Source organism: Streptomyces sp. HUAS YS2 (assembly GCF_033343995.1).
Classification (GTDB): Bacteria; Actinomycetota; Actinomycetes; order Streptomycetales; family Streptomycetaceae; genus Streptomyces; species Streptomyces solicathayae.
Genome location: NZ_CP137573.1, coordinates 6,289,918 through 6,309,184, shown reverse-complemented (window position 1 = coordinate 6,309,184; position 19,267 = coordinate 6,289,918). Strand labels below are relative to the sequence as shown.

The 19,267-nt window shown below is 74.6% G+C and carries 21 protein-coding genes; 8 read left to right on the top strand and 13 right to left on the bottom strand.

The features are described 5' to 3' along the window. Nucleotides 1-73: 73 nt before the first annotated feature. The 3 genes from R2D22_RS29225 to R2D22_RS29215 all read right to left on the bottom strand — a co-directional run bounded on the left by R2D22_RS29225 (nucleotide 74) and on the right by R2D22_RS29215 (nucleotide 3,216). Nucleotides 74-1,351 (bottom strand): glycosyltransferase family 4 protein, encoded by a 1,278-nt coding sequence (locus R2D22_RS29225; protein WP_318107680.1) that lies wholly within the window; start codon nucleotides 1,349-1,351, stop codon nucleotides 74-76. Nucleotides 1,352-1,433: 82 nt separating this feature from the next. Then, a complete protein-coding gene (locus R2D22_RS29220; RefSeq protein ID WP_318107679.1) occupies nucleotides 1,434-2,723 on the bottom strand; it encodes an ABC transporter substrate-binding protein in 1,290 nt (429 codons plus the stop codon). Further along, nucleotides 2,701-3,216: an MTB12 C-terminal domain-containing protein gene (locus R2D22_RS29215; protein ID WP_318107677.1), complete on the bottom strand. Its 516-nt coding sequence runs from the start codon at nucleotides 3,214-3,216 to the stop codon at nucleotides 2,701-2,703. Before R2D22_RS29215 ends, R2D22_RS29220 begins: the two co-directional genes overlap by 23 nt. A 103-nt stretch (nucleotides 3,217-3,319) precedes the next feature. On the opposite strand from R2D22_RS29215, the gene R2D22_RS29210 reads away from it, so the two are divergent. The 3 genes from R2D22_RS29210 to R2D22_RS29200 are packed head-to-tail and all read left to right on the top strand — an operon-like array spanning nucleotide 3,320 to nucleotide 7,556. Further along, on the top strand, nucleotides 3,320-3,772 hold the full coding sequence (locus R2D22_RS29210) for a hypothetical protein (protein WP_318107675.1): 453 nt from the start codon (nucleotides 3,320-3,322) through the stop codon (nucleotides 3,770-3,772). Continuing rightward, the gene (locus tag R2D22_RS29205) at nucleotides 3,760-6,882 is read left to right on the top strand and encodes an ABC transporter permease subunit (RefSeq protein WP_318107673.1); all 3,123 of its coding nucleotides are present in this window, start codon (nucleotides 3,760-3,762) and stop codon (nucleotides 6,880-6,882) included. Before R2D22_RS29210 ends, R2D22_RS29205 begins: the two co-directional genes overlap by 13 nt. Continuing rightward, nucleotides 6,879-7,556: an ATP-binding cassette domain-containing protein gene (locus R2D22_RS29200; protein WP_318107672.1), complete on the top strand. Its 678-nt coding sequence runs from the start codon at nucleotides 6,879-6,881 to the stop codon at nucleotides 7,554-7,556. The genes R2D22_RS29205 and R2D22_RS29200 overlap by 4 nt, the downstream gene beginning before the upstream one ends. Here the strand turns inward: R2D22_RS29200 and R2D22_RS29195 are convergent. Further along, entirely contained in the window at nucleotides 7,534-8,115 is a 582-nt protein-coding gene (locus tag R2D22_RS29195; protein ID WP_318107671.1) for a transglycosylase family protein, read from the bottom strand. The genes R2D22_RS29200 and R2D22_RS29195 overlap by 23 nt on opposite strands. 284 nt (nucleotides 8,116-8,399) lie before the next feature. Here R2D22_RS29195 and R2D22_RS29190 point away from each other — a divergent pair, with 284 nt between their 5' ends. Beyond that, nucleotides 8,400-9,182 carry a hypothetical protein gene (locus tag R2D22_RS29190; RefSeq protein WP_318107670.1) on the top strand — a complete coding sequence of 261 codons (783 nt, stop codon included), beginning with the start codon at nucleotides 8,400-8,402 and terminating at the stop codon, nucleotides 9,180-9,182. 179 nt (nucleotides 9,183-9,361) lie between these two features. Beyond that, entirely contained in the window at nucleotides 9,362-9,589 is a 228-nt protein-coding gene (locus tag R2D22_RS29185; protein ID WP_318107669.1) for a hypothetical protein, read from the top strand. 107 nt (nucleotides 9,590-9,696) lie between these two features. Here R2D22_RS29185 and der read toward each other — a convergent pair whose 3' ends face one another. From der to R2D22_RS29155, 6 genes are all read right to left on the bottom strand, one after another. Continuing rightward, nucleotides 9,697-11,145 (bottom strand): ribosome biogenesis GTPase Der, encoded by a 1,449-nt coding sequence (der, locus tag R2D22_RS29180; RefSeq protein WP_318107668.1) that lies wholly within the window; start codon nucleotides 11,143-11,145, stop codon nucleotides 9,697-9,699. A 70-nt stretch (nucleotides 11,146-11,215) separates the two neighbouring features. Continuing rightward, on the bottom strand, nucleotides 11,216-11,803 hold the full coding sequence (locus R2D22_RS29175; RefSeq protein ID WP_411977169.1) for a lysophospholipid acyltransferase family protein: 588 nt from the start codon (nucleotides 11,801-11,803) through the stop codon (nucleotides 11,216-11,218). Between the two features lie 53 nt (nucleotides 11,804-11,856). Further along, entirely contained in the window at nucleotides 11,857-12,543 is a 687-nt protein-coding gene (gene cmk / locus R2D22_RS29170; protein WP_318107665.1) for a (d)CMP kinase, read from the bottom strand. Nucleotides 12,544-12,644: 101 nt separating this feature from the next. Further along, complete coding sequence (locus R2D22_RS29165) at nucleotides 12,645-13,733, bottom strand: prephenate dehydrogenase (protein ID WP_318107663.1); 1,089 nt, start codon at nucleotides 13,731-13,733, stop codon at nucleotides 12,645-12,647. Beyond that, complete coding sequence (gene aroH, locus R2D22_RS29160) at nucleotides 13,730-14,092, bottom strand: chorismate mutase (protein WP_318110060.1); 363 nt, start codon at nucleotides 14,090-14,092, stop codon at nucleotides 13,730-13,732. The genes R2D22_RS29165 and aroH overlap by 4 nt, the downstream gene beginning before the upstream one ends. 138 nt (nucleotides 14,093-14,230) lie before the next feature. Continuing rightward, nucleotides 14,231-14,707: a YidB family protein gene (locus R2D22_RS29155; protein WP_318107662.1), complete on the bottom strand. Its 477-nt coding sequence runs from the start codon at nucleotides 14,705-14,707 to the stop codon at nucleotides 14,231-14,233. Nucleotides 14,708-14,816: 109 nt separating this feature from the next. Here R2D22_RS29155 and R2D22_RS29150 point away from each other — a divergent pair, with 109 nt between their 5' ends. The 3 genes from R2D22_RS29150 to R2D22_RS29140 are packed head-to-tail and all read left to right on the top strand — an operon-like array spanning nucleotide 14,817 to nucleotide 16,405. Further along, nucleotides 14,817-15,152 carry a DUF952 domain-containing protein gene (locus R2D22_RS29150; RefSeq protein ID WP_318107660.1) on the top strand — a complete coding sequence of 112 codons (336 nt, stop codon included), beginning with the start codon at nucleotides 14,817-14,819 and terminating at the stop codon, nucleotides 15,150-15,152. A 45-nt stretch (nucleotides 15,153-15,197) separates the two neighbouring features. After that, a complete protein-coding gene (locus tag R2D22_RS29145) occupies nucleotides 15,198-15,695 on the top strand; it encodes a Rieske (2Fe-2S) protein (protein ID WP_318107659.1) in 498 nt (165 codons plus the stop codon). Between the two features lie 20 nt (nucleotides 15,696-15,715). Then, complete coding sequence (locus R2D22_RS29140) at nucleotides 15,716-16,405, top strand: nucleotidyltransferase domain-containing protein (protein WP_318107658.1); 690 nt, start codon at nucleotides 15,716-15,718, stop codon at nucleotides 16,403-16,405. Nucleotides 16,406-16,427: 22 nt separating this feature from the next. Here R2D22_RS29140 and R2D22_RS29135 read toward each other — a convergent pair whose 3' ends face one another. Genes R2D22_RS29135 through R2D22_RS29125 form a run of 3 tightly spaced genes read right to left on the bottom strand, consistent with a single transcriptional unit; the run spans nucleotide 16,428 to nucleotide 19,236 of the window. Continuing rightward, entirely contained in the window at nucleotides 16,428-17,459 is a 1,032-nt protein-coding gene (locus tag R2D22_RS29135; RefSeq protein WP_318107657.1) for an ADP-ribosylglycohydrolase family protein, read from the bottom strand. Beyond that, a complete protein-coding gene (locus R2D22_RS29130; protein ID WP_318107656.1) occupies nucleotides 17,456-18,199 on the bottom strand; it encodes an NUDIX hydrolase in 744 nt (247 codons plus the stop codon). The genes R2D22_RS29135 and R2D22_RS29130 overlap by 4 nt, the downstream gene beginning before the upstream one ends. After that, nucleotides 18,196-19,236, bottom strand: a complete 1,041-nt coding sequence (locus R2D22_RS29125) for an AAA family ATPase (protein ID WP_318107655.1) — start codon at nucleotides 19,234-19,236, stop codon at nucleotides 18,196-18,198. The genes R2D22_RS29130 and R2D22_RS29125 overlap by 4 nt, the downstream gene beginning before the upstream one ends. Nucleotides 19,237-19,267: the final 31 nt, after the last annotated feature.

The following is a 19,267-nucleotide window of genomic DNA, read 5'->3' as shown; positions in this document are numbered from 1 at the left end:
AAGGGGAACCCGGAGCGGAACCGGGGCCCGGACCGGAGCGGACCGAGACCAGGACCGGGGCCCGGACCGGGGCCTAGCGCTTGCCGCGCAGGATGTCCGCCGCCCTGTAGCGGACCCCGTAGGCCGCGTCGAGGAGCGTGCCGCGGAGCTGTTGGAAGGCGTCGCGGGCACGGTTGCGCGGGCGGCCGGTGCCGCCACGGGCGACCAGTTCCGTCCACAGGCTCTCGTGCAGCGCGGCGATCCGGACCGGGTCGAAGCGCTCGGCTGCCGTGCGGGCAGCCCGCGCGGTCGTCGCCCGCAGCTCGTCGTCCTCGATCAGCTCCAGGAGCGCTGCGGCTACCGCGTCCACGTCCCCCACCGGGACGAGCCGACCGTCCACGCCGTCCTCGATGATCTCGCGCGGCCCGTGCGGGCAGTCCGTGGCGACGACCGGCAGCCCGCACCGCATCGCCTCGACGATGGTCATCCCGAAGGACTCCAGGCGGGAGGTCACCGCCGCGATCGAGCCCTTCGCCCACTCCGGCTCCATCGGGTTGGCGGTGCCCATGAAGGTCACGTTCCCGCCGATCCCGTGCTCCGTGACCTGCTTCTCCAGCGCGCCGCGCTCGTTGCCGGTGGCGTCCCCGGTGCCGTAGATCCGCAGCTGCCAGTCGGGCCGGGCGGCGACGACCTTGGCGAAGGCGTCGACCAGCACGTCGTACCGCTTCACCTTCGTCAGGCGGCCCGCCGCGACGACCACCTTCGACGCCGGGTCGGCGGGCGGCACCGACGGCGCGGGCACGCTGTTGGGCACCGCGTCGATCCGCACCCCGGGCAGCTTCAGCCGCGTCCGGTACGAGCGGGCGTCCGCCTCGGTGACCGTGGTGACCGCGTCGAGCAGCACGTACCGGTGCCCGATCTCGCGCCGCAGGCGGTAGCCGTGGCTGTCCAGGGTCAGGTGCTCCTGCCCGACCCGGACCGGGCCGCGCCGGGTCTGCCGGGCGATGTGGACGTTCAGACCGGGCCGGGTGCCGACGACCACGTCGGCCTCGAGGTTCCTCAGGTGCGCGGCGATCCGCTCGTCGGTGAGCCGGCTGTACTGCTTCCAACGGCCGTCGCCGCGCGGGAAGACACGGGCCGGCTTCGCGTAGTCGGGGTGGTTCCCGTCGTACTCCGGGCTGTTCTTCCGCAGGTCCACCAGGTGGCGCATCGTCACTCCGGCGGGGGCGCCCAGCATCGGCTCGTCGCGGTGCCGGAAGACGGAGACGATCTCGACCTCATGACGCTCCGCCAGCACCCGGGCGAGGTTGAACGTCGTACGGATCGTGCCGCCGATGCCGTAGGCGTTGTGCAGCAGAAAGGAAATGCGCATGGCGCTGACGCGCCTCCCCCGTTGAGACGTCAGTTGCAAAAGTGGGTCTCCACGGGACTGTACTGCCCCGGCTCGGAGGGCATCACGGCCGGTAGGGGATCTGCGGCACGGACGCACAGTTGGTCGTCATGTCCCCACCCTGCGTCACCCAGCCGTGGTTGTCCTGCCACCGCGCGACGGACATACACGTGTCCCGGGTCTTCGGCGGTTCGGCCAGGTGCTCGAAACGGACCGGCAGCAGGAGCCCGTCCGCGGTGTACGGCTCCGGCCGGTTCAGGAAGCGCTCGACGCAGGCCCGGGTGAGGTCCGCGCCGCAGGACTTCGCGGCGTCGGTGAACCACATCGCGGCCGCCCAGCCCTCCAACTGCCACTGGGCGAGCGGCCGGCCCTTCAGGGTGCCCCGGATGCCCTCGCGGAACGCCCGGACGGCCGGCTGGTCCGTGTCCTCGTAGTTGCGGCTGGAGCCCGTCACCCACAACGCGTTGCGGCAGACGGGGGACTTCGCGTACTCCTCGGGCACGGCCGCGTTCCAGTTCTGCACATTGGTCACCTTGGCGGTCACCTCGACCCGGGCCTCGTCCATCGCCTCGCACAGCCGGGCGTTGCCGTGGCTGTCCAGCGCGTCGAAGACCAGATCGGCGTGCTGGGCGCGCAGATCGGCGGCGACGGCCCGGTAGTTGGGCAGCGCGAAGTCGACCTGCTCGGTGACCACCTTGTACCCCTCGGTGCGCAGCCCCTCGACGATCAGCCGGGCGTACGCGGCCGAGGCGGCCTGGTTGTACGAGACGACGGCCGCCGTGCCGGCCCCGTGCTCGGCCCGGAAGTAGCGGTACACCTCGGTCCCGCCGTACAGGACGCCGTTCCAGCCGGGTGAGGAGCCGGTGCGCGGGGCGAGGCTGCCGTAGATCCCGTACAGGTGCGGATAGGTGTCGTACGCCGGGCCGAGCGGCTGGCCACCGATGTCGGGGACACCGGCCCGGTCGACGAGCGGGGCGCCCGCGTAGTCCAGGGCGGTGGTGGCGACCAGCGCGAACACCTTCTTCTCGTCGACGAGTTCGTGCACGCACGCGGTGTTCCCGACGCCGCTGCCGCCGTCGTCGCAGGTGACCGGCTCGATCCGGCGGCCGTTCAGTCCGCCGTCGGCGTTGAGCGCGGCGAAGTAGGCGAGCGCGCCTTCGCGCGGCCCGGTGAAGGCGTCGCCGCCGACGGGACTGGTGGCGCTGGTGATGATGCCGACGCGGAGCGGCTCGCCGCCGGCGGAGCCGGTGGGCCGCCCCGCGAACGCGCTCTCCGGGAGCCGGCTGCCGCAGGCCGTGGCGAGCGCCAGCAGCAGCGTCAGGAGCAGTGCCTCAGCAGCCCGGAACGGCCGCATTGCCGCTCTGCTTCACCAGTGCGCACAGGGTCTGGACCGAGACCTTCCAGACGCCGTCCTGCTCGACCGAGGTGCCCTTGGCGTTCGGGATCGCCGGCTGGCCGCCGATCAGCAGGTCGTACGTGACGTCCGCCTTGTCGACCGCGGTGAAGGAGATGGCGCGGACCGCCGCCGAGCTCTTCGCGGCGTTCGGGTCGTTGGCGAAGGCGACCAGCACCGGCTGCATCTGCTCGCCGTTCTCCAGGACCCTGACCTTCTCGGCCACCGGGGTCTTCGGGTCGAAGAAGGCGGTCCAGTTCTTGGTGATCTCGGCCTTGGCCGCGACCGGATTCGCCGGCTGGTTCGTGGGTTGCGTCTGCGTCGGCGTCTGTGTGGTCCCCGAGTCGCCCCCGTCGTCGTCGGAGCAGCCCGCCGCGACCGGAGTGAGCACCAGGACCGCGGCGGCCGCGAGGGCCGCGACGCGGGAACGCGCGCCGAATCTGTCGAGAACCATCTGGCTCACCACCGGGTGTCCGTTCAGGCCACATGGCCTGATGATTCCAGGGTGAGCCGGTTCCGGGCATAGCGCAAAGGAAGAGGCAAGGGAGGTCCCGTCGGTGCCGACACCCCGGATGCTGCTGTGGGCCGGGCTCGCGGCGGTCGCCGCGGGCGCGGTGCTGTGCGCGGTCGGCTGGTACGGGATCTCGGGCGAGCGGTTCACGGAACGGCAGCTGCCGTGGCTGGCGTCCTCGACGGTGCCGGGGGCGGCGCTGGTGGTGGCGGGCGCGGTGCTGGTGGCGGTGGGGGCGGTCACGTCGGCGGGGCGGCCGGCCGGCGCTGCGGAGGCGAAGTCGGAGTGGGAGTCGGAGTGGGACTCGGACCGGGAGTCGGAGTCGGGCATCCGGGAGGAACCCCCCGCCCCGTCCTCCGAGGAGCCGCCGGTCCGGGTCCCCGGCGGGACGCTGGCGCACCGGCCCGACTGCCCGTTGGTGGCGGGCAGGCCGGAGGCCGTGCCGGTGGGTGACGACGCGCTCGATCCCTGCCCGGTGTGTGAGCCGTGGCCTCGCTGACGTACGAACTGACCCTCGCCGGCCTCGCGGTCGGCAGCGCGGCGGCGCTCACCGGGATCGGACTGATCGTCACCTACCGCGCGACGGGCGTGCTGAACCTGGCGCACGGCGCGATCGCGATGGTCTGCGCGTACGAGCTGCGGCAGTTCGTGGTCGAGTGGGGCTGGCCGCTGTGGCTCGGGACGGCGGTGACGCTGCTGGTGGTGGCGCCGGGGATCGGTGTGGTCCTGGACCGGGCGGTGTTCCGGCCGCTGGCGCTCACCGGCTCCGATCCGACGCAGACGCTGGTCGCCTCGATCGGTGTGTTCGTGCTGCTGGTGGGCGGCGCTGCGCTGGTGTGGGGCACGGGGGCGCGGGACGACGCGCCGGTGCTGCTCGGCGACGACCCGTGGGTGCAGCTCGGGACGGTGGTGCTGCTGGCCTGCCTGGTGGGGGCGGTGACGCGCTGGTCGGCGTTCGGCCGGGAGCTGCGGGCGGTGGTGGACAACCGGCCGCTGGCGGTGCTCGGTGGGATCGACGCGGACCGGGTCGCGGCGGTGGGGTGGGCGTTCGGCTCGTTCACGGCCGGCCTGACCGGGGCCCTGCTCGCGCCGTACGTGCGGCTGGACCCGTACGGAATGCCGCTGCTGGTGGTCGAGGTGATCGCGGTGGCGGTCGTGGCGCGGATGCGGAGCCTGCCGGTGGCGATCGGGACCGCGCTGCTGATCGGCGTGGCGCAGGCGCAGCTGACCCGGCTGCACCCGGAGGGCTGGGCGGGGCCGCTGGTGCAGGCGGTCGGCGCGAACCTGTTCGTGGTGGCACTGCTGGTCGCGGCGCTGCTGCTGCCGGGGATGGGCGCGCGGGACAGCCTCCCGCCGCCGGCCGCGCCGGGGCGTACACCGGTGGGGGTGTGGCCGGTGGTGGCGGTGCTGTTCCTGCTGCCGCTGGGGTTCGCGGGCTCGGACCTGAGGACCTCGATCCAGGTGCCGGCGCTGGCGATCGTGCTGCTGTCGCTGGTCGTGGTCACCGGCCGGGGCGGCCAGATCGCCCTGGGCCAGGCCGCGTACGCGGGGCTGGGCGCGCTGTTCACGGGGCTGCTGACGGGCGCGGGGCTGCCGGGGCTGGTGGCGCTCGGGGTGGCGGTGCCGCTGGTGGCGGTGGCGGGGCTGCTGACGGGATGGCCGGCGATCCGGCGACGCGGGCTGGCCCTGGCGCTGGCGACGCTGGCGGTCGGGGTGGCGGTGAGCCGGTTCGTCTTCGCGCAGCCGTACGCGACGGCGGGGCTGTCGCTCGACCGGCCGGCGGGGTTCGCGCACGACCGCGGGTACTACGCCCTGGAACTCGCCCTCCTCGCGGGCTGCCTGCTCGTGGTCGCGGCCCTGCGCCGGGGCCGGGCGGGCCGCGCGCTGGCGGCGCTGCGGGACCACGAGGCGGGCGCGGAGGCGGCGGGCGTCCCGGTGAGCCGCCTCAAGCTCCTCGCCTTCGTCCTCGGCGCGGCGCTCGCCGCCCTCGGCGGCGGGCTCCTCGGCATGTCCCTGCGCGCCTTCGACCCGGAGGCGTACGACCCGATCCGCGCGCTGCTGTGGTTCGCCGCGATCGTCGTCCTCGGCGCGGACAGCCTCCTCTCCCCCCTCGTCGCCGCCGCCCTCCTGGTAGCCCTCGACGCCGGCCCCCGAGGCGGCCTGGCAGCCGCCCTGATCGGCATCCTGGCCACCCTGATCTCCCGAGTCCCCCCACTGACGACCTGGCTGACCAGAGCAACGGCGGGGCCAGAAGGGCGAGCGGCGCCCGGCGGTGGCGCCGCCGGGCGGGGGGCGCCCAGCGGCCCGACGGGACCGCCGGTCCGGCGTGGCGCCGCGGCGGGGCCGCGCGACAGGCCCGGCACAGCGGCAGGCGGCACGGCGGGCGACGCGGCCACGGGCCATGCGGCGCCCGGCGACGCGGCGGGACCAACGGTCCCGCGCGGCACAGCGGCGGGGCCGCGCGACAGACACGGCGCAGCGGCAGAGACGGCAGGCCCGACCGGCACGGCGGACGACGACACAGCACGCGGCAGCACGGCAGCGGGCGAGGTAGCGGGCCGCAAGGCCGCGGGCGGCGCAGCCGGCAGCACGGCAGCGGGCGCGGTAGCGGGCAGCAAGGCGGCCGGCGGGGCGGCCGGCGGGGCAGCCGGCACCACGGCAGTCGGCGGGGCGGCCGGCAGCACGGCGGCCGACGGGGCGGCCGGCGCCACGGCAGCGGGCGAGGTAGCGGGCCGCAAGGCCGCAGGCGGGGCAGCCGGCGGTACGGCGGGGCCGCCTGTGCCGCGCCGCACGGGGGCGGGCGGCGGGGCCCCTGCGCCGGCCGGGACCGGCGACGAGGACCACGCTCCCACGCCCGCCGAGGGCGGCCCTGCCCCGGCCGCCGGCGGCGGGCGCGCGCGTGGCGCGGGGCCCGGTCCGGGCGGAGGTGCTGGGCGCGTCGCTACTGCCGAGCCCGTCCCCCGGCTTCGGGCCGTCGGGTTGCGGGTCGTGCATCCCGGCGGGGTCACCGGTCTCGACGACGTCGGGATCGAGCTGGTACCCGGGCGGGTCACCGCGGTCGTGGGGGCGAACGGGGCCGGGAAGAGCACGCTGTTCGACTGTCTCGCAGGCAGCCTGCGGCCCCGGTCCGGGCGCGTGCTGCTCGACGGTGTCGACATCACCCGCCGCCCCGCCCACGCCCGTACCCGCCTCGGCATCGGGCGGACCTTCCAGCAGCTCGCGGTCTTCCCGTCGCTCACCGTCGAGGAGAACGTCCGCGTCGGCGCGGAGCAGGGCGGCGGCCCCGGCTCCGGCTCCGGCCCCACCGACGCCGCCCTCCGCCTGCTCGGCCTCGCCGGGCCCGTCCGCCGCCTCCCCGCCGCCGGGCTGCCCACCGGCACCCTCCGCCGCGTCGAGCTCGCCCGCGCCCTCGCCGCCCGTCCGCACACCCTGCTCCTCGACGAGCCCGCCGCCGGTCTGGACTCCGCCGAGACCGACGCCCTCGCGCGGCTGCTGTCCGCGCTGGCCGCCGACGGCCTCGCCGTCCTCGTCGTCGAGCACGACCCGGACCTCGTCGCCGGCATCGCCCACACCGTGCACACCATGGAGGGAGGCCGGATCGTGTCATGAGCGTCGAGATCGCCCTGGTCGCCGCCCGCGTCCGCTACGGCCCCCTGGAGGCCCTGCACGGCCTGGACCTGCCCGTCCCCGCCGCCACCGTCACCGTTCTCCTCGGCCGCAACGGCGCCGGCCGCACCACCGCCCTGCGGGCCCTCGCCGGCACCGTCCCGCTGTCCGGCGGCCGGGTGGTGTGGCGGGGCGCGGACGTGACCCGGCTGCCGGCCCACCGGCGGGCCCGCCGCGGCCTCTGCCTCGTACCGGACCGCCAGGCCGTGTACGCGACCCTCACCGTCGCCGAGAACCTCGCTCTGTCCCCGGGCGACCCGGACGAGGCCCTCGCCGCGTACCCCGCCCTCGCCCCGCTGCTCCCCCGCCGCGCCGGCACCCTGTCCGGCGGCGAGCGGCGCATGCTCGCCGTCTCCCGGGCGCTGCTCACCCCCGCCGCCCGCGTCGTCCTCGTCGACGAGCCGACGCTCGGCATGTCCCCGCCCGTCGCGGCCCGTACGTACGAGCTCCTCGCCGCCCTCGTGACGGACCGCGGCGCCGCCGTCGTCCTCGCCGAGCAGCGCCTGCCGCCGCCGGCCGGCCTGCCGCCCGGCACGCTCGTCCACGAACTTCGGCGGGGCTCCCTCGCGTTCAGCGGGGAGCCCCAGGAACCGACTACTTCGCGGGAATCGAGATGAGGAGCATCGTCCCGGTCCTCAGGCGGTTCGGATCGGCCCCGATCTCCTTCCGGTTGGCCTCGTAGAGCGCCTTCCAGCCGCCCTTGATCGCGAACCGCCGGGCGATCGAGCTGAGCGTGTCGCCGGGCTGGACGGTGTGCACCCGCCCGCTGAGCCCGTACCGCTTGGAGCAGACCGGCCACGCCTTCCAGCCCTGGGTGCGCAGCACCTCCTCGGCGACCTTGATCTGCTGCGCCCGGGTGGCGAGGTCGGCCCGCCGGGCGTATCTGAGCCCGCCGTGGTCCTCCCAGGTCGGCTGCCAGAACTGCAGCCCGCCGTAGTAGCCGTTGCCGGTGTTGATGTGCCAGTCGCCGCCGCTCTCGCACTCGGCGACGCAGCCCCACGGCCACTGGTCGGTGCGACAGGAAGCCGCCGAGGACGCGGCGGACGCGGCACCGGCGGGAGCGGCGGGGGCCGGGGCGGCGGCGGCCGGGGCGGCGCACACCCCGGTGATCAGGGCGCCGGCCGCGAACACGACGGCGCGGCGTCCGCCGCCCGCCCAAAATCGGATCTTCGACATCGGGTCACGCTAAGGACCGCTCCCCCGGCACGACCGCGCCGCCGCGCGGACCGCGCGCCGACCCCACCCGGTCGGCCGATGGCCCGTCAGATCCGGCGGCAGCTCCGACGGCGGATCCGTGACGGCTCCGTCAGCGGATCCGTGACGGCTCCGCCACCACGTCCCCGCGAACCGCAACGCGTGGCATTTGCCGCGTGACTCCGGCCACGCATCGCCCGTTGAACTCGGCATGAGACGACCGGGATCCGCCCGGCGTCGCACGTACCGAGTCCAGGGAGCCCCCCGTGCCGCGCATGCTCGACGTCAGCGAGGACGTACGCGCCGAGATCGGCGACGAAGAAGCCGACCGGCTGCTCGCCGGCGAGAACGCCCCGGGCAGCTACGACTGCACCTCCTGCCGGACGCCGGGCGACTCCGACCAGGAACGCACGAGCACCGTGCTGTTCATCGGCGACGAGACCGCGGTGCTCGCGTTCGCCCACGCCACCTGCATCCCCTCCCAGGTCGTGCAGGTCGCCGAGGACCAGCTGCAGGGCGCGGTCCGTTCCATCACCGCCACGGACGCGGCGGACGCGCTGACCGCCGCCCACCCGGAGCAGGCCGTCCTCGGGGTGACCAGCGGTCTCGTCCTGATCGAGGGCGAGCTGCACCCGGCGCTGGTCGTGGAGCCGACCGCGCCGGTCGCCCGTCCGGGTTCGGGCGGCACGAGCGACGAGTTCCTGCCGCTCCTCGCGGAGCAGGGCTTCCAGCCCGTCGCGGACGTCAACCAGAAGCCGGCCGTGCTGCCGGGCTGGTCGGTCCTGGTGGCCATGGGCCAGCTGCACTCGGTGCTCCAGCCGGGCACCGGCGGCACCGGCCAGGTGGCGTGGTGGCAGGCCCACCAGCCGCTGCAGGTGACCGAGGGCTGGCGGGCCGCCGCCAACAAGTCGCACACGGTCCTGGTGTTCGCCGCCCCGGTCGGCTCCATCGGCCAGCAGCCGCGCGAGGACCTGCTGCGCGACGCGCTGGAGAAGGCCGCGGCCAACGGCCGCCTGGTCGCCGCCGCGATGCCGCTGGCCGGGACCTGATGGGAGACGTGCGCCCCGACATAGGACCGGCGTACGTTCCGGGGGTGCCGTCCGTTCCGCGCCCCCGGCGCGCTCCCCTTTCGGAAAGCCGCCCGCATCCGGCGGACGGCGGGGTCGTTGGCACATACGTGCACGCATACGATCCCTCCCCCCAGCCGTACCAGAGCCCGATCCCCGCCATGCGCCCGGCGCAGGAGGGGGCGGCGGAGCAGTCGCAGACGCCGATCTACGACGCGCTGTACTCGGAGTACCGCAGGGCCTTCAGGTCCCTGCCGGGCGACCGGAGCGGCGAGGAGGACCTGCACTTCCGGTCCTTCGGTTCGAGCGGGTACGGCGGCACGGGCGGATTCGCGTATCCCCGGGCGTGGCAGGCGGCACTGCCACCGAGCCCCCGGCGGGGGCTCTGACCGGAGGGTGACACGGCGAAGGGCCGGGGCTTCGAGCCCCGGCCCTTCGCCGTCACGTCACGTCCCTCACGGGCACGTGCCTCGCGGGCACATGCCTCCGGGGCACATCACTTCTTGCGGCCGCGCTTCTCGCGCACCCGCACCGAGATGTGGATCGGGGTGCCCTCGAAGCCGAACTCCTCGCGCAGCCGGCGCTCGACGAAGCGGCGGTAGCCCGCCTCGAGGAAGCCGGAGGCGAAGAGCACGAACCGCGGCGGCTTGGTGCCCGCCTGCGTGCCGAACAGGATGCGGGGCTGCTTGCCGCCGCGGATCGGGTGCGGGTGGGCGGCGACCAGCTCGCCGAGGAAGGCGTTCAGGCGGCCGGTGGGGACACGGGTCTCCCAGCCCGCGAGCGCGGTCTCGATCGCCGGGACGAGCTTGTCCATGTGGCGGCCGGTCTTCGCGGAGACGTTGACCCGGGGCGCCCAGGCGACCTGCTGCATCTCGGTCTCGATCTCGCGCTCGAGGTAGTAGCGGCGCTCCTCGTCCAGCTCGTCCCACTTGTTGTAGGCGATGACGAGCGCGCGGCCGGACTCGACGGCCATCGTGATGATCCGCTGGTCCTGGACCGAGATGTTGTCGGTGGTGTCGATGAGGACGACGGCCACCTCGGCCTTCTCGACCGCGGCGGCGGTGCGCAGGGAGGCGTAGTAGTCCGCGCCCTCCTGGAGGTGGACCTTCTTGCGGATGCCCGCGGTGTCCACGAACTTCCAGGTGATGCCGCCGAGCTCGATCAGCTCGTCGACCGGGTCGCGGGTCGTGCCGGCCAGCTCGTTGACGACCACGCGGTCCTCGCCCGCGACCTTGTTCAGGAGCGAGGACTTGCCGACGTTCGGACGGCCGATCAGGGCGATCCGGCGCGGGCCGCCGATCGCGTTGCCGAAGGTCTGCGCGGGGGCCTCGGGCAGGGCCTCCAGGACGGCGTCGAGCATGTCGCCGGTGCCGCGGCCGTGCAGCGAGGAGACCGGGTACGGCTCGCCGAGGCCGAGCGACCACAGCGCGGTGGCGTCGGCCTCGCCGGAGGGGCCGTCGACCTTGTTGGCGCAGAGCACTACGGGCTTGCCGGCCCGGCGCAGCAGCTTGACGACGGCCTCGTCGGTGTCGGTGGCGCCCACGGTGGCGTCCACGACGAAGACACAGGCGTCGGCGGCCTCGATGGCGTACTCGGCCTGGGCGGCGACGGAGGCGTCGATGCCGAGGACGTCCTGCTCCCAGCCGCCGGTGTCGACGACCTTGAAGCGGCGGCCGGCCCATTCGGCCTCGTAGGTGACGCGGTCGCGGGTGACGCCCGGCTTGTCCTCGACGACGGCCTCGCGGCGGCCGATGATCCGGTTCACCAGGGTCGACTTGCCGACATTCGGACGGCCGACGACGGCGAGGACGGGGAGCGGGCCGTGCCCGGCCTCCTCGATCGCGCCCTCGACGTCCTCGACGTCGAAGCCCTCTCCCGCGGCGAGCTCCATGAACTCCGCGTACTCGGCGTCGCCAAGTGCCCCGTGGTCGTGCTGGTCGTTCATGAAGTCCGTTCCTTGATCATTCGTGGTCGGTGGGTCCCCGGGCTGCGGGGCCCACTACTCAGAGTCTCGCTCAGCGTCCGGTGAGACGCCTGGCGTTTTTCAGGTGCGCGGTGAGCTGCTCCTGAATACGTACGGTGGCGTCGTCCAGCGCCTTGCGGGTGCGTCGGCCGCTGCCGTCGCCCGCCTGGAAGGCGTCGCCGAAGACGACGTCGACGCGGCTGCGGAGCCGCGGCAGTGCCTTGATCAACCGTCCGGGCGTCTCGGTGCTTCCCAGGACAGCGACCGGGACGATCGGGGCACCGCTGCGGACGGCGAAGTACGCGAGGCCGGCACGCAGCGAGGCGAAGTCTCCCTCGCCGCGGGTGCCCTCCGGGAAGATCCCGAGGACGCCGCCCTGCTCCAGGACGCCGAGGGCGTTCGCTATCGCGGTGCGGTCGACGCTCGCGCGGTCCACCTTGAGCTGCCCGATGCCCTCGAGGAAGCTGCCCAGCGGGCCGACGAACGCCTCCTTCTTGATGAGGAAGTGCACGGGGCGCGGGGCGGTGCCCATGAGCATGGGGCCGTCGATGTTGTGCGCGTGGTTGACCGCGAGGATCACGGGACCGGACGCCGGCACCCGCCAGGCGCCGAGGACGCGCGGCTTCCAGAAGCCGTACATCAGCCCGATGCCGATACGGCGGCCGACAGCGGCGCCTCTGTCGGACGGCTGGGTCACTTGACGGCCGCCCTCTTCTCCTCGACGAGGGTGACGACACACTCGATGACCTGGTCGAGCGTGAGCTCGGTGGTGTCGACCTCGACGGCGTCGTCGGCCTTGGCGAGCGGCGAGGTCTTGCGGCTGGAGTCGGCCGCGTCCCGCTTGATCAGGGCTTCCTTGGTGGCGTGCACGTCGGCGCCCTTGAGCTCGCCGGATCGGCGGGCGGCGCGGGCCTCGGGGGACGCGGTGAGGAAGACCTTGAGGTCCGCGTCGGGCAGCACGGTGGTGCCGATGTCCCGGCCCTCGACGACGATGCCGCCGTCCGCCTGGGCGGCGATGGAGCGCTGCAGGTCGGTGATGAGGGTGCGCACCTCGGGGACGGCGCTGACGGCGCTGACCTTGGAGGTGACCTCCTGGGTACGGATCGGGCCGGCGGCGTCGAGCCCGTCCACGCTGATCGACGGGGCGGCCGGGTCGGTGCCGGAGACGATCACCGGCTTGGCGGCGGCGACGGCGACGGCCTGCGCGTCCTCGACGTCCACACCATTGGTGATCATCCACCAGGTGATCGCCCGGTACTGGGCGCCGGTGTCCAGGTAGCGCAGCCCGAGCTTGGCGGCGACCGCCTTCGAGGTGCTCGACTTGCCCGTGCCGGAGGGCCCGTCGATGGCGACGATCACGGATTCCACGGTGTGGGGCACCTTCCTGGTGGCTGCAGACGGCCCCGGCGGACGCGAGGGACCACCACAAGGTTACCGACTCGCGTCCACCCGTTCGGCCGCACCGTCACGGCGGCCCCTTCCTAGGCCGTACGGAGCGACCAGCCGCGCTCCCGGAGGGCCGCGCCGAGGCTGCCCGCCGCCGACGGCTCCACCATGAGCTGCACCAGGCCCGCCTGCTGGCCCGTCGCGTGCTCGATGCGGACGTCCTCGATGTTGACGCCCGCGCGTCCCGCGTCGGCGAAGATGCGCGCCAGCTCGCCCGGCTGGTCGCTGATCAGCACCGCGACGGTCTCGTACTGCGTCGGCGCCGTACCGTGCTTGCCGGGGACCCTGGCCCGGCCCGCGTTGCCGCGGCGCAGGACGTCCTCGACGCCGGTCGCCCCGCCGCGCCGCTTGTCCTCGTCGGACGACTGCAGCGCGCGCAGCGCCGTCACCGTCTCCTCCAGGTCCGCGGCCACGCCGGCGAGCACGTCCGCGACCGGTCCCGGGTTGGCGGACAGGATGTCCACCCACATCCGCGGATCGGACGCGGCGATCCGCGTCACGTCCCGGATCCCCTGCCCGCACAGCCTTATGGCCGTCTCGTCGGCGCGCTCCAGCCGTGCCGCGACCATGGAGGACACGAGCTGCGGGGTGTGCGAGACCAGCGCGACCGCGCGGTCGTGGGCGTCGGCGTCCATGACGACGGGCACGGCGTGGCAGAGCGCGACCAGCTCCAGGGCGAGGTTGAGGACCTCGGTGTCGGTGTCGCGGGTCGGGGTGAGCACCCAGGGCCGGCCCTCGAACAGGTCGGCGCCGGCGGCCAGCGGGCCGGAGCGCTCCTTGCCGGCCATCGGGTGCGTCCCGATGTACGCGGTCAGATCGAGCCCCAGCGCCTCCAGCTCGCGCTTCGGGCCGCCCTTGACGCTGGCCACGTCCAGGTAGCCGCGCGCGACGCCCGCGCGCATGGCCTCGGCGAGCGTGTCGGCCACGTGGGCCGGCGGGACGGCGACGATGGCGAGGTCGACCGGGCCCTCGGCCGGCTCGTCCGTGCCGGCGCCGAGCGCGGCGGCGGTCCGGGCCCGGGAGGGGTCGTGGTCGACGAGGTGGACGGTGACGCCCCGCCCGGAGAGGGCGAGGGCGGCCGAGGTGCCGATCAGTCCGGTTCCGATGACGACGGCGGTTCTCACTGGGCGATGTCCTTGCGCAGGGCGGCCGCGGCGCCGAGGTAGACGTGCGCGATCCGGGACTTGGGCAGGTCGGACTCGATGTGCGCGAGGAGGCGGACGACACGGGGCATGGCGCCCGCGATGTCGAGTTCCTGGGCGCAGATGAGGGGCACGTCGACGATGCCGAGCCGGCGGGCGGCGGCGGCCGGGAAGTCGCTGTGCAGGTCGGGCGTGGCCGTGAACCAGATGCTGATCAGGTCGTCGGCGGTCAGTCCGTTGCGCTCCAGGACGGCGGTGAGCAGCTCCCCGACCTGCTCGTCCATGTGTCCGGCGTCGTCGCGGTCCAACTGGACCGCGCCCCGGACGGCTCGTACCGCCACGTCGTGTGCTCCTTCGGTCATCGAGTGCTCCGGTCAGCCTAGTCAGCCTAGAGAGCCGTTCGGCGCGGAAGCCGCGGCGACCGCCCTCCGAGACGGGCGGAGGGCGGTCGCGCGATACCGGGAGGACCCGGGCGGGCCTCAGAGCCGCTGCTGCCGGATGATGTCCTCCAGCGACTCCGTGGGCACCTGGCCGTTCGGGGTCAGCTTGTCGACGACCTGCGGGAGCGACCGGGCGATCTCGTCGGCGGCCTGCTGCGGGCTGACGCCGGACTCCTGGGCGACCTGGCGCAGCGTCTCGTCGGGCAGGGCCCGGGCGATCTCGTCGCCGCTGACGGGCTTGTTCTGGCCGGATCCGATCCACGACTGGGCCTGGTCGACGAGGCCGGACCTGGTCAGCAGGTCGAGCAGACCGCCGAGCGGGTTGCCGGCGCCGGCGGCGGAGCCCGGGGCGGCGCCCGCGGACGAGCCGCCCTGACCGCGCATCAGCGCGCCCAGCAGCGAGCCGAGGACTGCGCCCGCTCCGCCGCCGCCCTGGGCGCCGCCGCCCTGGCCTCCGCCGCCGAGGAGACCGCCGAGGAGACCGCCGAGGAGACCGCCGAGATCGCTTCCCGCCATCGTTCTGCCTTTCGTCCGGTTCGGAACACGCCCAATGTCACGCAGACCGGTACACATCGCCACCGGGGGTGTCCGGGGCGTGGAGGGCGGGGCGGGGTAGAAAGGTCGGATGCTGCTCCATGTCGTACCGCTGGACGAATGGTCCGCGGCCCCCGAGGCCGCCTACGCCCCACCGTCGCTCTCCGCCGAGGGCTTCGTGCACTGCTCGCCGGACGAGACGACGGCGCTGGCGATCGCCGACGCGCACTACCGGGACGTGCCGGGGCCGCTGCTCGTCCTCGTCGTGGACGAGTCGCGGCTGGCGGCGGAGGTCCGCTGGGAGGGCTCGGAGGACTCGCTCTTCCCGCACGTGTACGGGCCGATCGAGCGGGCGGCGGTGACCGCGCTCCTGGAGGTGCGGCGGGACGCGGACGGCCGTGCGAGGGAGCTGACCCCCTGGGTCTAGGCGTGTTGCGGGGTCCCCGCGGGGCGCGGGCCCAAGCTGTACGCCATGACTTCTGAACCCACCCCCCGCCGCTCCGTGCTGCTGGCCGGCGCGGGCTCGGTCGCCGCGCTCGCCGCGACGGGCTGCGGCTCGGACAGCGACTCGGGCGGGGCGGCTACGCCGACCCCGACGACGGCCCGGCCGACGAGCCCGGAGACGTCCGCCTCGCCCACCGGCCTGCCCACCGGTCCGACCAGCGCGTCGCCGCCGGTGCCCGGTGAGCTGGCCCGCACGTCGGAGATCCCGGTGGGCGGCGGCAAGGTCTTCGCGGACCGCAAGGTCGTCGTCACCCAGCCCGAGGCGGGCGAGTTCAAGGCCTTCTCGGCGATCTGCACGCACCAGGGCTGCACGGTCAACAAGGTCGCGGACGGCACGATCGACTGCCCCTGCCACGGCTCGAAGTACCGCATCGCCGACGGCTCGGTGGCCGCGGGCCCGGCCCCCCGCCCCCTGCCGGCCGAGCAGATCACCGTCTCCGGAAACTCGATCACGCTGGACGGCTGACGCGCACTAGCCTGGCGCGCATGACTCCCGACGAACTGGTGCGCGACCACACGATCTACTCCTGCGTGATGGGGTCGCGTGCCTTCGGTCTGGCGACCGAGGGCAGCGACACCGACCGCCGGGGCGTCTTCCTCGCCCCGACCCCCCTCTTCTGGCGCTTCGACAAGCCGCCGGCGCACGTGGAGGGGCCGCGCGAGGAGGAGTTCAGCTGGGAGCTGGAGCGCTTCTGCGAGCTGGCGCTGCGCGCCAACCCGAACGTCCTGGAGTGCCTGCACTCCCCCGTCGTCGAGCACGTCGACGACACCGGCCGCGAACTGCTGGCCCTGCGAGAGGCGTTCCTCTCCCGCCAGGCGCACGGCACCTTCGTCCGCTACGCGGCCGGCCAGCGCAAGAAGCTCGACGCCGACGTCCGCCAGTACGGGGCCCCACGCTGGAAGCACGCGATGCACCTCCTGCGCCTCCTGATGAGCTGCCGCGACCTGCTGCGCACCGGCGAACTGACCATCCACGTCGGCGACGAACGCGACCGCCTCCTCGCGGTGAAGCGCGGCGAACTGACCTGGCCCGAGGTCGAGTCCTGGATGTCCCGCCTCACGGAGGAAGCCGACCGCGCCTCCACCAGGAGCCCCCTCCCCGCAACCCCCGACCACGCCCGAGTGGAGGACTTCCTCACCCGCGCCCGCCGCACCTCAGCCCTGCACGAGCTCTAGCCGGGTCCGCACCACGAGGGGGTTAGGCGTCCCAGAGGGCGCCCAGGGTGAGGAGTTCGCTGCGGTATTCGATGCGTTCGGCCCATTCCTTCGGCCAGGCGCCCGCGCCCAGGTGGGCGCCGGCGAAGGCGCCGGTCAGGGCGGCGATGGAGTCGGAGTCGCCTCGGGTGCAGGCGGCGCGGCGGATCGCGGTGACCGGCTCGTCGGGGAAGAGGAGGAAGCACAGCAGGGCTGTGGCCAGGGCCTCTTCGGCGATCCAGCCGTCGCCGGTGTACTCGCAGGGGTCGATCTCGGGGTCGGCCGTCCGCAGCACCTCCGCGAGCTTCTCCAGGACGGCCAGGCACTCGTCCCAGCCGCGTTCCATGAAGGTCTCGGGCGTCGCGTCGTGCGAGTGGGTCCACAGGTCGCCGAGCCACTTGTGGTGGTAGCGGGAGCGGTTCTCGTACGCGTACGAGCGCAGCCGGCCGACCAGGCCCAGCGGCTCCGCGCCCTGGGTGAGCAGGTACACCGCGCGGGCCGTGAGGTCCGAGGCGGCCAGGGCCGTCGGGTGGCCGTGCGTCAGCGCCGACTGGAGCTGCGCCGCGCCCGCCCGCTGCTCGTCGCTCAGGCCCGGGACGAGGCCGACCGGCGCGACCCGCATGTTCGCCCCGCAGCCCTTGGAGCCGATCTGGCTGGCCTCCTGCCAGGGGCGGTCGCCGTCGAGCAGGTTGCAGGCGACCATGCACGTACGGCCGGGCGCGCGGTTGTTGTCCGGGGAGTGGTACCAGTCGACGAACTCGTCCCGCAGCGGCCGGACGAGCCGCAGCGGGGCGAGCACGCCCCGGTCCACGGCGGTGCGCAGGCCCCGCGCGACCGCGAGCGCCATCTGGGTGTCGTCGGTGACGTACGCCTTGCCGCGCCCTCCGGGCAGCTCCATCCGCCGCCAGGGCCCGCACTTGGCGAGGATGGCCGGGACGTCGCTGAACTCGGTGGGGAAGCCCAGCGCGTCGCCGAGCGCCAGGCCGACGAGGGTCCCGGTGGCTGCCTGCTTGGTGATGGTCCGTGCAGTGATCACGTGGATGACCGTCCTTCCGGTCGCAGCAGGGGCGGGTGCAGCGCCGTGGCGCTGCCCGCCCGGTACAGAGCGGCCGGTTTCCCCCGTCCGCCGGTGAGGCGCGGTGGCCCCTCGACCGCCCGGACGAAGCCGGGCGTGGCGAGGACCTTGCGCCGGAAGTTGGGGCGGTCGAGCTCGACGCCCCAGACCGTCTCGTAGACCTCCCGCAGCTCGCCGAGGGTGAACTCGGGCGGGCAGAAGGCGGTGGCGAGACACGTGTACTCGAGCTTGGCGCCGACCCGTTCGCGCGCGTCGGCGAGGATCCTGTCGTGGTCGAAGGCGAGCGGCCCGTGCCCCCCGTACGGCAGCCAGCGCGCCTGCGCCGCGTCGCCGCCGCCGCGCGGCTCCGGCAGGTCGTCCGGCACCAGCGCGGTGTACGCGACCGAGACCACCCGCATCCTCGGGTCCCGGTCCGGGTCGCTGTACGTCCGCAGTTGCTCCAGGTGGAGCCCCGAGACGCCGGCGTCGGAGAGGCCGGTCTCCTCGGCCAGCTCGCGCCGCGCGGCCTGCTCGGAGGACTCCCGCGGCAGTACGAAGCCGCCGGGCAGCGCCCAGGTCCCCGCGTACGGCTCCTGCCCGCGTTCGACGAGCAGCACGTGCAGCCGCTGCTCGCGGACGGTCAGGACCGCGAGGTCGACGGTGACGGCGAAGGGCTCGAAGGCGTACTTGTCGTAGCCCTCGGGTGCCCGGGCGGTGCTCATGGGATCTCCGCGTTCAGGTGCCAGCCTCCGGCCAGCAGGGCGTCCACGGCGGCGACGGCGGTCGCGAGCCGTTCCTCGTGCGGGCCGGTGAGGACCGCGGCCCGCCGGCCGGTGTGCGCGAGCTGCGTGAGCAGCCGCGCGGTCGTCCAGGCCCGCAGCGCGGCACGGTCCGCCGGGGGTCCGTCGGCCGACGGGGACGTCTCCTCGCCCCTGTCCGGGATCCGTACGCCCCGGTGGTCGGTGAGCAGCCACAGGTGCCCGCGGCCCCGCGCCGCCACCCGGGCCGTCTCCTCGCTCGCCCCGCCCAGGTGCCGCTCGTGCCGGATCGTCAGGGCGAAGGCGTCCGCGTCGCAGAACAGCACCGGCGAGCCCGTGCGGGCCGCCTGCTCCTCCCGCTCCGCCTGGCCGCCGGCGATCAGCGGGTACTCCTCCGAGCGCAGCGCGCCCACCGGCCGCCGGCCCCGGTACTCGTCCGTGTAGTCCGGCACGCAACGGGTCCGCGCCCACACCCCGCCGCGCCGCCGGTAGTGCTCGGCGAGGGCGAGGGCGAGCGTGGTGGCGCCGGTGGACTCCGCGCCGAGCACGACGACCCGCCGGGTCAGCGCGGCCCGCACGGGAGGCTCCAGGAAGTCCCACCAGCCGACCGGGTCCTTGCGCACGGCGGAGCCGGAGACCGGGAACACGCTGCGCCCGGGGTCCACGCAGACCGCCTCCGCGCCGAGCCTGCGCGCGAGTTCGTCCCCGTACGGCTCGGAGCTGAAGACCGCGTCGATCCGCTCCGGCACGGCGGCCCTGAGGACGGTCGTGGGTACGGCGGACGGGTCGGTCAGGTCGGCGGCGGCGACGATCCGGACGTCCCGGTGCACCTCGCGCAGCCAGGCGACCCGGTCGTCCAGGGCGAGCGGGTCCGGGGCGGAGCCGCAGACGAGGACGGTGAGCCGCTCGCAGCGGTCGCGGGCGGTGCGGACGAGGTGGTGGTGGCCGGCGTGCGGCGGACGGAACCGCCCCAGGACCAGCCCGTGCCCGTAGCGCTTCATCCCCGTCACCTCCGCCCGCACCGGCACGTCC